General features: G+C 65.3%; 13 protein-coding genes. 1 reads left to right on the forward strand and 12 read right to left on the reverse strand.

Features of this window, described 5'->3' with window-relative positions; translation table 11 throughout:
* Positions 1-21 precede the first annotated feature (21 nt).
* The 10 genes from fabG to ACOQFP_RS19900 form a co-directional block, all read right to left on the reverse strand.
* Complete coding sequence (gene fabG, locus ACOQFP_RS19855; RefSeq protein WP_421585297.1) at positions 22-780, reverse strand: 3-oxoacyl-ACP reductase FabG; 759 nt, start codon at positions 778-780, stop codon at positions 22-24.
* Complete coding sequence (locus ACOQFP_RS19860; protein WP_421585298.1) at positions 777-1,817, reverse strand: 2,3-diaminopropionate biosynthesis protein SbnB; 1,041 nt, start codon at positions 1,815-1,817, stop codon at positions 777-779. Before ACOQFP_RS19860 ends, fabG begins: the two co-directional genes overlap by 4 nt.
* On the reverse strand, positions 1,814-2,872 hold the full coding sequence (gene sbnA / locus ACOQFP_RS19865) for a 2,3-diaminopropionate biosynthesis protein SbnA (RefSeq protein WP_206492784.1): 1,059 nt from the start codon (positions 2,870-2,872) through the stop codon (positions 1,814-1,816). Before sbnA ends, ACOQFP_RS19860 begins: the two co-directional genes overlap by 4 nt.
* Positions 2,869-5,163: a lantibiotic dehydratase gene (locus ACOQFP_RS19870; RefSeq protein ID WP_421585299.1), complete on the reverse strand. Its 2,295-nt coding sequence runs from the start codon at positions 5,161-5,163 to the stop codon at positions 2,869-2,871. The genes sbnA and ACOQFP_RS19870 overlap by 4 nt, the downstream gene beginning before the upstream one ends.
* Positions 5,160-6,395, reverse strand: coding sequence for a PLP-dependent aminotransferase family protein (locus ACOQFP_RS19875; protein WP_421585300.1), 1,236 nt, complete (start codon positions 6,393-6,395; stop codon positions 5,160-5,162). Before ACOQFP_RS19875 ends, ACOQFP_RS19870 begins: the two co-directional genes overlap by 4 nt.
* Positions 6,396-6,439: 44 nt before the next feature.
* Complete coding sequence (locus tag ACOQFP_RS19880) at positions 6,440-6,670, reverse strand: phosphopantetheine-binding protein (RefSeq protein WP_206492787.1); 231 nt, start codon at positions 6,668-6,670, stop codon at positions 6,440-6,442.
* Positions 6,651-8,141, reverse strand: coding sequence for a class I adenylate-forming enzyme family protein (locus ACOQFP_RS19885; protein ID WP_421585301.1), 1,491 nt, complete (start codon positions 8,139-8,141; stop codon positions 6,651-6,653). Before ACOQFP_RS19885 ends, ACOQFP_RS19880 begins: the two co-directional genes overlap by 20 nt.
* A complete protein-coding gene (locus ACOQFP_RS19890; protein WP_421585302.1) occupies positions 8,128-9,069 on the reverse strand; it encodes an ACP S-malonyltransferase in 942 nt (313 codons plus the stop codon). Before ACOQFP_RS19890 ends, ACOQFP_RS19885 begins: the two co-directional genes overlap by 14 nt.
* Before the next feature lie 100 nt (positions 9,070-9,169).
* The gene (locus ACOQFP_RS19895) at positions 9,170-9,952 is read right to left on the reverse strand and encodes an ABC transporter permease (RefSeq protein WP_206492790.1); all 783 of its coding nucleotides are present in this window, start codon (positions 9,950-9,952) and stop codon (positions 9,170-9,172) included.
* Between the two features lie 9 nt (positions 9,953-9,961).
* Positions 9,962-10,909: an ABC transporter ATP-binding protein gene (locus tag ACOQFP_RS19900; RefSeq protein WP_206492791.1), complete on the reverse strand. Its 948-nt coding sequence runs from the start codon at positions 10,907-10,909 to the stop codon at positions 9,962-9,964.
* 204 nt (positions 10,910-11,113) lie between these two features.
* On the opposite strand from ACOQFP_RS19900, the gene ACOQFP_RS19905 reads away from it, so the two are divergent.
* Complete coding sequence (locus ACOQFP_RS19905) at positions 11,114-11,653, forward strand: hypothetical protein (RefSeq protein WP_421585303.1); 540 nt, start codon at positions 11,114-11,116, stop codon at positions 11,651-11,653.
* Here ACOQFP_RS19905 and ACOQFP_RS19910 read toward each other — a convergent pair.
* Positions 11,628-12,014 carry a hypothetical protein gene (locus ACOQFP_RS19910; protein ID WP_421585304.1) on the reverse strand — a complete coding sequence of 129 codons (387 nt, stop codon included), beginning with the start codon at positions 12,012-12,014 and terminating at the stop codon, positions 11,628-11,630. The genes ACOQFP_RS19905 and ACOQFP_RS19910 overlap by 26 nt on opposite strands.
* A 27-nt stretch (positions 12,015-12,041) precedes the next feature.
* Positions 12,042-12,575 carry a DUF3558 family protein gene (locus tag ACOQFP_RS19915; protein ID WP_421585305.1) on the reverse strand — a complete coding sequence of 178 codons (534 nt, stop codon included), beginning with the start codon at positions 12,573-12,575 and terminating at the stop codon, positions 12,042-12,044.
* Positions 12,576-12,927 lie beyond the last annotated feature (352 nt).

Raw genomic sequence — 12,927 nt, forward strand, 5'->3', positions numbered from 1 at the left:
GGGGATCTGTGGGGGTCCGGCTCAGGCGGCGATCATTCCGCCGTCCACGGTGAGGACCTTGCCGGTGATGTAGGACGAGGTGGGCATGCCGAGAAAGACGACTGCCTGTGCCACCTCTGCAGCAGTCCCGAAGCGCTGCAGGGGAATTGCGTCGCGAGCGATCTCACGCATGGCCTTCGGGACCGCGCGGACCATATCGGTCTCGATGAACCCGGGGGCCACGACGTTGACGCGAATGCCTCGGTTGGCGACCTCGGCCGCGAGTGACTTGGCCATCGAGATGATGCCGCCCTTGCTGGCGGCGTAGTTGCCCTGCCCGGCCCTGCCTGCAACGCCACTGGTGGAGCTGATCATCACGATCGCTCCGCCGGTGGAGAACATCAGTTTCGTGGACTCGCGAGCCGTCAGGAATGTGCCGGTCAGGTTGGTGGCGATGACCGAGCTCCATTTGCGGGCGCTCATCGTCGCGAAGTGTCCGTCGGCGGTGATCCCGGAATTGAGTACCGCGACGTCGAGTCGGCCGAAGCGAGAGCGGATCTCGCGGAACATCGCGAGGACGGCATCCTCGTCGGCGACGTCGGCAGCGATGATGGTGGCTTCGCGGCCGCGTTCTCGGACCGATTGGGCCACCTTCTCGGCGTCGACGGAACTGCTGCGGTAGTTGATGATCACGTCGCATCCGGCCTCGGCGAGTGCGATCGCCACGGCAGCTCCGATGCCGCGCGATCCTCCCGTCACGAGTGCGACGGGCGGACGATCGGCCACTGGGGTGTCGGTCATGAGCGTGCTCCTGTCGAGTCGATGATGGTTCCCGCCACGACGTGTTCGGGCGGGTCGAAGCCGGGGACCTCGGTTCCCAGGCCGAGGCTGCTGGACCTGTCGAGAACCAGCGCGGCGACGGCGAGGTCGAGAATGCCGAGGCCGAACGGAGAGAACACGACTCCCGCCGGGTCCGGCAGGTATTTGCCGGCTCGCAGAATCGAGCCGAGGGTTCCCTGTACGAACGACAGATCGGGTTGCTGTCGTGCGGCCAACGAGATCGAGGTGTTCTCCCGATTGACGTGCTCGACGTCGTCGACGACGTTGCGTGCGGCCAGAATCGACGCCGTGGTGAGGTCTCGAAGCGAGACGTGCAGCAGCACCTGCCCTGCGGGTCTTCCGGACGAGGGCAGGGTCAGCCAGGGTGCCGGTGCCGTGGTGGTGACGGCGACGGTGTCCGCACCCTCGACCACCCGCTCGGCGCGGTCGACGATCGTCGGTGTCAGCTGGGGGAATTCGCGGGCGATGACGTCGCCGAACTGCCGTGCGCGCTGAGGGTCGTGGTCGAACAGCAGGGCCGTGCGCGACTCGGGGTGGGCGACCCGGAGGAATCGGACCTGCTCGAGCGCGATGGTCCCGCACCCAATCACTCCGATCACCATGACGGGGTTGCCTGCTCGAAGGGTCATGCTGGCCAGTGCCGCCGAGGCCGCCGTGCGCCAGGCGTTGATCCTGCTGCCCTCCACGATTGCGCGCGGGTAGCCGGTATCGAGGCCCGACAGCAGCACCAGAGACGAGGCACGTTGGCGGCCGGTGTCGACGTTGTGCGGAAACGACGACACCCATTTGACGCCTGCGAGTGGGTGGTCGCCCCCGAGGTAGGCAGGCAACGCGATGAAGCGCGTGCTCGGTTGATCGATCGGCCGCACGAAGGCCGAGAACGGCAGATCGGACTGCCCCAGATCATGTGCGATGTAAGCGGATTGGACGGCGCGCAGCACGGCCACCTCGGAGTCGACCAGTGCCCGGTGCACATCGTCGGCGGTCAGCAGTTTCATCGTCGAAGCAACTCCTCGAGTCGGGTGGATGCGGCATGGACTGCCGGCAGTCCGATGTGGTTGTGGACCCACACGTCGTCGTAGATCGAATGCAGGTATCGGTCCCCGCCGTCGGGAAGGATCGTCACGACGGTGCTGCCGACGGGTACCTGAGGCAGATACGCAGCTATGGCTGCGATCACAGCACCCGAGGATCCGCCGGCGAGAATCGCTTCCCGCTCGGCGAGCAGACGGCACGCTGCCACGCACTCGGCGTCGGTCACGAACAGCGCGTCGTCGGCCAGATCGTCACGAAAGTGGCCGGGAACGATGGTGGACCCGTGCCCAGGGAGGGTGCGGCCGTAGTCCGGGGCGGGCGGTGCCATCGAGCCGAAAATGGCACTGCCACAGGCGTCGACGGCGACGATGCGGGTGTGAGCTCCGCTGCTGCGAAGATGATCGGCGATTCCGCGTAGCGAGCCACACGATCCCGCCGCGATGAACAGCAGGTCCGGTTCACCTGTGGCGTCGAGGATTTCGCGTGCCGTCCGCCGATGTGCGGCAGCACCACTGGGATTGCTGTACTGGTCGAGGCACAGCGCGCCGGGTATCGAGGCGAGCAATTCCTGGACGCGCCGTAGCCTGGTCGGTAAGAACTCGCCGGTGGCGGGATCACGGTCGGTGACGATGTCGACCTGCGCGCCGAGCGCCCGCATGATCGCCAGGTTGGTGTGCGAGGCCTTCGGATCGGTCACCACATGGAGACCGAGTCGGTGATACGCGCACACCAGCGCCAGCGCGACACCCAGGTTGCCCGAACTCGATTCGACGATGGTGGTGACGCCCGGAACCGCGCGGCCCTCGGCCAAGGCGGCTTCGACCATCTCACGTGCCGGTCGATCCTTGGTGCTGCCACCGGGATTGACTCGCTCGACCTTCGCGAGCACCGTCGAACCCGCGGTGCGGAACAGCCGGTCCAGTCGAACGATGGGGGTGGAGCCGATGGCGGCGACGATGCCGTCGTGCACAGGGCTGATCGGATGTCGGGTTGCGGTGCCGTCCAGAATTACGGTCATGATGGCTCTCCGGTTCTCGGGGGAGATGTGGCCGGCAGCATCTGCAGGCGAATCTCGCTGACGTAACGGCGCCCGGCGGCATCGGCGAGCCATGAATTCCTCGGTTCGGGCAGGCACTCGGTGACGACGATCGGACCGAGCCGGTCCGGCTGTATCCGTCCCTGCGCTCGCCGAACCTGGTGGACGAACGCGGCGACGAGCGTCGGGCTGTCGAGGTCGAGATACAGCGGCTTGGTTTCACCTGGCACCTTCGCGTACACCCGATCGGGCAGGCGCAGGCTTTCTCGCCACCGAGTCACTGCCTGAAAGTCCTGCCAAGCAGCTGTTTTGGTGGGTAGGTCGAGTTCGGTGCAGGGGCTGCGCCAGGTCTGCCGAAACACCACGGTGTTGTCGACCTCGAGCCGAGGGGTGTGGGGACCGGCGAGGCCCGCTTTGAATCCGTCTGCTGCGACGATCGACAGCGGTACCGCGAAGGCTTCGGCGAGCGTGAAGCGGCGTCCGTCGGGCAGCACCGCGAACGTGCGGCCCTCGGTGCGCTCGAACCGAATGTCCGACGCTGCCACCACCGAGCGCGGTTCGCGGGCAGCAGCATTGGTGAAACCGATCGACGTCTCCTCGTGACCACACGTGGTGGGAACGAAGCGACCGGTGTTTCGCTCCCATGTCGAGGGCAGCAGCGGGACGAGCCTGCGGATCCCGGAGACGGCGTTGATGGTGTCCCTGAAGTCGTCGGCGTCGCCGAGGTTCCACGTGAACACAGGCACATCGAGTGAGACCAGGGCGGCGTGCATCTCGCCGAGAATTGCGGTCGACTCGCCGGCCGACAGCGCTTCGGCATCCGCCGCTACGAATTGCAGATCCGGGCTGTGCGGTAGGTCTACCGCGGTGCCGGTCAGATCCGAGAACCTCGCCCGTGATGCCAGTTCCGCTGAGTTGCGGTGTATGACAGCACCACCGCGCTCGTGTGGTTCGAGATCGATCACCTCCGACCACCGATCGGCGAGGTCGCGGCGGGCTCGATCGACGCCGTTCCCGTCACCCCAGAACACCGTCATGGTGCGAGGCCAGACCTCGGCAAGAGTGATCGAGGCAAGGTCTCCGCGAGCCGCTCGGTCGATGATCGCGTCGATCTCGCCGACGACGTAGTGGGCGAGCCGGTCGGTGAACCACCGCGACGCATCGGCGATCAGCGCAAGGGCGTCGGCATGTGGTGCGAGTGCAGCACTGCCGATGGTCATCGTCACATCGCGGGCGGAGTCCTCGAAGCAGATGCTGCGGGCGGCGTACGACTTGGCTTCGCCGCGTTGCGCTTTGACCTCGGTGATGCGCTCGAAGTCGGCCGACAGCGCAGTCAGGGCCGCATCGAGCGTACCCGGTGTCTCCGCCTCCGAGACTGCCCGCAGGCCACCGTCGATGTCCGCGAGATCACGGAGGCACCGGGCTGCCACGGAGGCGTCGGCGATGGGAAGTACGCGAGAGGAGAGAATGCGATGAGCGTCGGCGGTCGTCGGAATGCGGGCATCCCAGTTCAGCACCTTCCGGCGAACGAGTCTGGCCACGGTTGCTTCCACCGCCGACGCGTCGAGTGCCAAGGCTTGAGCGATCCGCTCGATGGTGTCGTGCCCGTCGCACCGAAGCACGATGCGCAGATCGTCCCCGGCCAGCCGAATGCGTCTCGACCCCGTCCTGGCCTGCGACCGGTTCGGGTCGACCGCGACATCCGGTCGCAGATACGGCGGGAACCAGCGCCGGATCTGTTCGTCGCGGGACCAGGCGGCACCGATGGCCGCGGCGGCCCAGGCCTCGAGGAAGGTACGGCGTTCACGGATCAGCTGCGGTCCGTGCCGAAAGTCGCCGTGCGGCTCGTCGAGAAGTTCCACCCAGGCTCCGGGACCGAAATAGCCGATGGTCTCGGCCTTTCCGCAATAGCGCTGCCAGTACAGGGCAATCGAGCGAAGGCGCTGGCGTCGCTTCGACGGTGATCCACAGAACGGGCTGGAGATCTGACGCCACGCGCCGCGGTTCTGCCAGACCAGTGCGGTGACGAAGTCCGTGCGTTCGACCAGGCCGGTGAGCCGCGCTTCCTCGTCCTCGCGTGAAGCTATGAACTCCGCTTCGGTGGTCGCGGACGGTCCGCCGAACACCTCGAGGCCGTCGGCGGAGAACCCGGCGCTGCGCAGATTGGCGGTTCGCCACAGATTCCAATCGGTCGTACCGAGGGCGAGAGTTCGGCTGAAGGGCGGGTCGGCCAGCACGGCTGCGGTGGCAGGCGGCAGCTCGGTGGCGGTCACGAGGCTGCCCTCGATACCTGCGGTGTGTTCGGCGTATCCGCTGCGGTGAGGCCCGCCGCGAACCTGCTCACCGCGTCGACCACCGAGCCGTCCGGAACGTGGGAGAAGCTGAGGCGAATGCCGTCGGCGTGCTCGTTCGCGAGTGAGAAGTGAGTACCACCGACGACGCTGACGCCCTGTGCGGCTGCCTGTTCGACGACCGGCGTCGTCGACTGTCCGTCGCGCCGACGCAACCAGATGTAGAACCCACCGCGGGGGGATTGCCATTGCCACTCGCCGCGGTCGAGGCGGGCGGAGAGTTCGGCGTCCATCAGGGCGGCGCGGCGCGCGTAGGCGGTGCGGAAGGCGTCCACCAGATCGTGCCAGCCGTGCTTGGCGTAGTAACGACCGATGGCGGCCTGGGACAGGGGCGCGGGCGAGAGGGTGGTGATCTCGGCGACGGTGCGTAGCTCGTCGGCCAGTGCCGCAGGCGATTCGATCCAGCCGCAGCGCAGTCCGGGAGCGAGGATCTTCGAGAATGTCCCCAGGTGGATCACGCGTTCGGGGGCGAGACTGCGCAGTGTCGGAGCGGTGGCGGCGTCGATCGTGACTCCCGGAAAGCTCAGCAGCGCATAGGGGTCGTCCTCGATGACGGTCAACCCGGCCGCGGCCGCCGCCTCGACGATCTCGCCGCGTCGAGTGGCCGACAACGATCGGCCGGTCGGGTTGTGAAACGTCGGGTTGGTGTAGAGCAGTACCGGAGTTCGACCCTGATCTCTCAGGTCGGCGGCGGCGGTGCGGATGGACTCGGGACTGGGTCCATCGCCGTCGGATTCGATTGCGGTGGTGTGCAGTCCGGCAGTACGAAAGGCTGCGGCCGCGCCCGGATAGATGGGGGTCTCGCACAGCACTGTTGCACCGCCTCCGGCGAATGCCAGTGCAATGGTGAGCAATCCGTTCTGTGAACCACCGGTCGGGATGAGCTGCGCCGGGTCGGTCTGTGCTCCGCGGAACTCCATCGCACCCGCGATTGCTGCGGCCAGTGCGTCGGGTACTCGGTAGGTGGAGTACTGCAGCAGGGTTCGACCGCCGAGTCGCAGCATGCTGCGCATGGCATCGCTGAGGTCGCTGCTGGGAAACAGTTGTGGATCGGGAAGTCCACCTGCGAGATTGATGGTGTCTGCCACGGTGTCGAACAGTCGCGGTAGCGCCGAGTGGTTCGGCTGTGTCGGTGGCGGTGTAGTGGTGAGCATGGTGAATCCGTCCTCGAAGAGTCGGGTACGAAGCACGTCTGCAGCTACGCTGCTGCGAGGTTCGATACGGTGTCGAACAGGACGTCCGGGCTCAGTGCAGCTCCGGCGGTGAGGGATTGCTCGTCGAACTCGACTCCGAAGGCATCCTCGATCGCGACGAGAATGTTCACCACTCCGAGGGAGTCGATCGAGGACTGTGAGAACGGGCGGTCGGGCATCTCGACCGACTCGGGGGCGAGGGCGGCGAGAACGGAATCAAACTGCGAGCGCTGCATTGTGGTCTCCTGGAAGGATCGTCGGGGTGGTGTCGATCTCGGCGCGGAGTGCACGTCGATCGGGTTTTCCGTTGGCGGTGAGGGGAATTCGGGAGCGGTGAATCACGTCGCTGGGATGCCGAACCGGATCGAGCTCGGCTCGTAGTTGCCGGCGGACCCAGGTTGGATCGGCGGCCCCGGTGACCACCAGACGCAAGGCACCGTCCTCGGCGAGAAAAGCAACGGCCTCGTCCACGGAGTCGAGAGATTCGGCGCAGGATTCGATTTCGAGCAGTGAGATGCGGACTCCGTTGCGTTTGACGACGTCGTCGTCGCGTCCCACGAAATAGAGACGCCCGCCGTCGTCGAGAAAGCCGCGGTCACCGGTGTGCAACTCCATACCTCGGGGACCGGCTCGAAACCTCTTCTGGGCGTTCATGGGAACGTTCCAGTACCCGGCCATGACCGTGGCACCGGACACGACTATTTCACCGGTCGTTCCCGCAGGCACGGGCCATCCAGCTGCCGAGACGATGCGGATGTCGTCGCCGGCGATGGGGTAGCCGACGGAATCGGGGTGATCGTCGAATTCCTCGGGCGGCAGTATCGAGATGCGTTTGCATTCGGTCATGCCGTACATGGAGGCGTAGCGCGATCCCGGGAACGATGTCAGCAGCGCCCGAGCGAGTTCGGGTGCCAGCCGGGCACCGGTGTTGGTGAACAGGCGGACGGTGGTGATCGTGGTGTTGCGACGGGCGACTATGCGCAGGATCTGAGCCAGGGCGGGCACCAGAGGAATGACGGTGACCGAGCGGCGTTCGACCAAGTCGAGTATCCGTAGATCCTGGATGCCTTCGGCAATCACCACCGAAGCACCGACCGCGAAGGTCAGAAACACCTGGTAAAGGCCATAATCGAACGACAGTGGAAGTCGGCACAACACGACGTCCTCGCGACGGTATGCCAGGCCGGCTCCGATGGCACCGACTGCGGCAGAGACTGCACCGTGTGGACACACCACACCCTTCGGATTGCCGGTGGTTCCCGATGTGTAGATCAGCAGTGCGATGTCCTCGGCCCGAACTGCCGTGGTCGTGGGTGCGGCGGACCGGTAGTTGTCGATCGCGGAAGTGACGTCGTCGACGGCGACCACCTGCACCGGGCTGCCGGTGTGACGATCGGGATGGTCGGTGACGACGATCCGGCAGCCGCTGTCGCGAACGATATGGGCTGCCTGACTCGCCGTGAGTTCGTTGTTGATCGGTACGAACACCGCTCCTGCACAGACGGTTCCGAACAGCAGCTCGACGAATGCGGCACTGGACCGACCGTGGTGCACGACGCGGTCTCCGGGGCGGATGCCGTTGTCGACCAACCATGCCGTCACGCGGGCAACGCGCTCTCGTAGCGATCCGTACGTCAGTTCGTTGTCGCCATCGATGACGGCCGGGTCCGATTCGCGGCCCTGAGAAAGGAGTTCAGGCAGCAGCATCGGACCGGCCGCCCTTCACCTTGGTGGACAGCTTCGCGAACTCGCGCGGCGAACTGATGCGCACTACGGTGGCGGCCGGCAATGTCCGGGAGGCGATTCCGGCCAGAACGTCGGCCGGCGGCAAGCAGATCGCGCTGGTGATGTCGGCAGCACGGAAGGCCCCCAGGCACAGATCCCATCGCACCGGTGCGGTGATCTGCGCGATCAGACGCTCACCCAGCTGCGTTGCGTCCCGCACGACAGTGCCGTCTGCGTTGGACACGATATCGATGCCGGCATCACGCATGGGGACGGTGGCGATGGCCTCGGCGAACGGGGCGGTGGCCGACCGCATGGCAGGGCTGTGGAAGGCCCCTGCCACCTGCAGGCGGCGTACTGCGGTTCCGGCGGGTGGTGCGGAGAGGAACGACTCGATCGCGTCGATCGGTCCGGCGGCAACCACTTGCCCCGGTCCGTTGTGATTGGCGACGGTCAGTCCCGCCGATTCTATTGCGGTAGTGACGAGTTCGGGATCGCCGCCGAGCACGGCCGTCATCGATCCGGAAGTGGCGGCACAGGCCGCGGCCATCGCCCGGCCTCGTACGGCGGCCAGGTACACCGCGTCGGCCGGATCGAGTGCGCCTGCCAGCGCCGCCGCGGCCAGTTCACCGACCGAATGGCCAGCCACTGTGGCGCAGACCAGGCCGGCGTCGGCGAGGGCGTCGAGCACCGGAAGCCCGGCGAGGAGTGCGGCGGTGACGAGTAGCGGTTGGGCGTTCTCGGTTCGGGCGATCTCGTCCTTGCCTGCGGTGGTTCCGAGTCCGATCAGATCGATGTCGGCACGCTCGGACCAGTTCTGTATCAGTCTGCGTCGGTCGGGATCTTTGAGCCACGGCGTCAGCATCCGTGGGGTCTGTACTCCTTGTCCGGGAGCGAGAAGGGTGATCATGGCGGTCCTCGTGCTCGTAGATTTCGGGCAGGTGTGTGCACGCGGCGGCCGTGGTGGCCGATGCGTTGGGTGCGTCGGGAGGAGGGAAAGTGCACGTGAGTCACTGTCGGCCGGTGGCCCCGGCGAATCGGCGAATGGCGGCGAACGAGAATCCGGCGAACCAGGCTGCGACGTTGATGAGCGCACCTGCGAGCGAGGCGTGCGATCCGTCGAGGTTGTAGCCGTCCGTCAGTGCATAGCGGGCCAACGTCGCCACCCCGTACAGGGGTGTGACCTGTGCGATCGCGAGCATTCCGCCCGAGAGTGGGATGAAGATGTTGCCCAGGAAGGCGAGGCCGGTCATCACTACGCCGGGAACGTGGGTGACCACCTCGGGTGGCAGCAGCATGCCCAAGACCAGGCCGAGGGCGGAGAAGATGGCCGATCCGATCCAGGCCACCAGGAGACCGGTGATCCAGACGATCGCGTCGGCGCGGGCCCCGGTGAGTGCTCCGAGAATGCCGACGACGATGACCGGGATCGCCGCATACACCTGGCACGCGATGATGCGTGAGGCGACGTAGCCGCCGGCACCCAAGGGAGACAAGCGAATTGTCCGCAGCCAGCCGTTGGCCTTCTCGTTCGAGATGCCTGCCGCGCGGGAGATGGTTCCGATCGACGCGCCGTAGACGGCGATACCGATCATCATCCAGGCCTGAAAGTTGCCGTGCGGCAGATTCACTCCCGCGCTGGGCTCGACGACGTCGAACAGTGCGAGGTACAGCACTGCGGGGAGAGCGACGGTGAAGATCAGGTTCTGTGGGGTGATCTGCCTGCGGACGTCGTGCAGTACGAAGGTGGGGTGCAGTCCGCGGCGCGGGCGTAGTGAGGTCGTGGTTGTCATCGGATGTCCTCAGTTCTGGTCGGTACGGTCGGTCAGCGCGGAGAATGCTTCGTCGAGTGAGGCCGAGACGACGGCGATATCGGTCGCGGAGCTCGTCGTGCTCAGCGCGCGCACTACGGTGTCGGTGTCGGTGCAGACGAAGCGGAACCGGCCACTGGCCAATTCTTGTAACCGCGAACCAGTTTGTGTAGCAACAGCTTCGGCTTCACTCCTCGGGAGGTTGGCGTCGACGGTCCGATTGGAGACGGTGGCCTTGATCTGGGCTACGGTGCCGTCTGCGACGAGAGCACCGTCGACGATGACAACGATGCGATCCGCGAAGTTCTGTGCCTCTTCGAGGTAGTGGGTTGCAAACATGACGGTGGTGCCGTTGGCCGCCTGGGCGCGCATTGCCTGCCAGAAGTGTTTGCGGGCAGTGACATCCATGCCTGCGGTCGGCTCGTCCAGCAGGAGGAGTTCAGGGTTGGACAGCAGCGCCAAGGCGAACCGCACCTTCTGCTGTTCGCCTCCCGAGCACTTCGATACGCGTCGATTCGTCAGATCGCCGAGTCCGGCGCGGGTGATGGCAGCGGCGGGGTCGGCTCCGATGTACAGCGAACCCATCATGTCCACGAGTGCGCCGACGGTGACGTCCGGCAGCAGTCCGCCGGACTGGAGTACCGCGGCGCTGCGTCCTGTCGAAGCTGCGGTCAGCGGATCGGTTCCGAGCACCTCGATGGTGCCGCCGTCCGGCTCGGTGAGCCCGAGGATCATGTCGATCGTGGTGCTCTTGCCTGCACCGTTCGGTCCGAGGAACGCTACGACCTGCCCGCGCGGGATCGACAGATTCAGCTCGCGAACGGCGCGGAACTTCGACCCCGTGGAGTCGCTGAACGACTTGTGGACACCGGTGGCGTGCACCGCTAGTGCAGTCTCGGTACTCACCGCCTCGGTGCGAGTTGAACTCTGGGTGGTCATCTGCATTTCCCTTCGCTGTTTCGTCAGTGGTTCTTCGGCCGTGTTCCTTGGCGACACATCAGACTCTTCACCCAGGAGAAACCCCAGGTCAACGCGAAATGAGACGTCGTTTCCGACGTCATGACGAACTGCTGACAACTGTCATGTGCAACTACGGACCAGATGTCACGTAAGTGGGTCGATGCTGGGATCTATCGTGGCGGGATGGAGTTCGGATTCGAGGCGGGTTCGTACGCAGTCCGTGAGGTCGACGGTGGTGATAGCCCCGAGGACTTCCTGCCGGTGTTCAACAGCAATCCCGGGTTTCTCGACGCGAGTACGTTGCACACCGGAGTCACCGCCTTCACCGAGGAAGAGGTGGAGAAGTTCCTCTGGCACAACACGGCGATGGAGAATTCACACTGCTTGGTGATTCGCTCGGCCGAACGAGTGGTGGGTGTGATGGCGTTGTTGGTTCCGCATCCGCGCGAGGGGCAACCGTGGGTGGGGAGTCTGATCGTCGACGCCGAGGAAGGCCATGAGCGGGTGGCGAATCCGGTGCTGGCGGAACTCGAGCGCAGTCTTGCGGCACAGGGGTGGACTGATGTGTTCGTGGGTCCGATGGTGAGCATGGTCGAGAGCATCGGATGGTGGCGTTCCCGCGGGTACGAGTCCATTGAACGGCGTCTGGACAACGACAAGCGAGAGGTCGATGTTCACCGAAAAAGGCTGCGTCGGTTCAGTTTCCCGGATCGAGCGCGGTGATATTCGCGGATGTCCGCGTATCGGTGTCGGCGGTCTCGTCGAAATAGCGACGGAAGAGCATCCGCATCGATTCGATGACCTCGATGTGCTGCTGAAGAATGACGTCCAGAGAGCGGTCGGTGCCGGTGACGAGACGCGCGAACCGAGCCTGCAGGTCCTGTGCGGACTTCATGTCGCCCCAACTCTTCGTCTCGGTCAGTGCGCGTGCGTCAGCCTGCATTTTCGATAGGTGTGCCAGGTAGGTGACGCAGGCTGCGTCGCACCGCGCGGCGACGTCGGCGGGAATGGTGATGGTGCCGGCGTCGGCTCGAGCGTTGAGGTCTTGCCAATGTGTGATGAGGTTCGGCTGGGCGTCGGTCACGGTTCGGTATCTCTCGATCGGTGGGAACTAGCTGGGAAGTTCGGAATCAAGGGCGGCGACTACCGTGCTGAGTTCTGTACAAGGGTCATACGAAGGTTGTTGGACGAGTGCGCTCGTAATCAGGGTTGCCCTGATCAATTCGGGCCCGGCGGTGAACGCGACGCCGCAGTCGCGAGACGCGTCCGCAGACAGTTGCTGATAGCGAAGTGCATCGCGGGTCCCCACCCGTACAGGCTGGAGTCGATCGAAATAGCTGGGATCGTCGACGAAGTCGAGAGACTCGAATCCGACGAAAATTCGAAGGAAATATTCGTCGTCGGGCGGGCTGCTCTCCCAGCCGCAGATCTTGAATCCGTTCTGGTCGCGTCCGAAGATTCCCGACTCTTTGGTGCTGGCGTTCAGTCCCGCTCGCTCGATGGCCTCGTCGGGGATGGTGCAGGGATCCCAGGGCGTTGTCGGGGCTGCGGCAGAAGTGGAGGTCGAGGTGTCATCGGCCAGTGCATCGCCGTCGACGGCCGTCGAGCATCCCAGCACCAGGAGTAGTCCACATCCGATTGGCACCCATCGGCCTGTACGACGCATCTGCTCGGTCCCATCTTCAGAGTTCACTGAAGGGTTGGACGCAGCGGCATGGTTGATGGTTCCACTGGACGGGCTCGAACTCGGGTGCTCACCGAGAGGTGCACGAATCCGGCATCGTTGATACCCCCGGGGGTACCGTGCTACGGTTCGGCCACCTACCCGATCTGTAAGGACACGATGTGAGTTACACCGATATTCGATCCGACGAGAGTTCGGCCGACAGTTCGCCGCCGGACATCACCGGCGGGCCGTTGGCGCGGTTCGGTGCGCGCATGGCCGGCAATTTCACGTGGGTGGTGACCGCGTGGCTGGTGGTGATCATCGGACTGGG

Origin of the sequence: Rhodococcus sp. MALMAid1271, from assembly GCF_049195265.1 — a bacterium.
Lineage (GTDB): Bacteria > Actinomycetota > Actinomycetes > Mycobacteriales > Mycobacteriaceae > Rhodococcoides.